The organism is Streptomyces bugieae, from assembly GCF_036352915.1.
GTDB classification, from domain to species: Bacteria; Actinomycetota; Actinomycetes; order Streptomycetales; family Streptomycetaceae; genus Streptomyces; species Streptomyces endophytica.
On sequence record NZ_JAZBJP010000248.1, the window covers coordinates 1 to 312 of the forward strand.

The following is a 312-nucleotide window of genomic DNA, read 5'->3' on the forward strand; positions in this document are numbered from 1 at the left end:
CGCCGGCGGCCTCGACGGCCCGGCCGGACATCGCCAGGACGTTGCGCTGCACCAGCCGGTCCATGCCCGCGATGCCGATCGCGGAGAGAAGAGCACCGATGGTCGTCGGGATCAGGCAGACCAGCAGCGCGAGCAGCACGATCATGGGCTGCTCGGCGCCCGCGTAGATCGCGAACGGCTGGAGGGTGACGACGGCCAGCAGGAAGACGATGGTGAGCGAGGCGAGCAGGATGTTCAGCGCGATCTCGTTGGGGGTCTTCTGCCGTGCGGCGCCCTCGACGAGGTTGATCATCCGGTCGATGAAGGTCTCAC

The 312-nt window shown here is 67.9% G+C and carries 1 pseudogene; it reads right to left on the bottom strand.

What is annotated here, in order from left to right:
• Positions 1-312 (bottom strand): annotated as a pseudogene (locus tag V2J85_RS41100) (potassium-transporting ATPase subunit B); the annotation flags it as partial.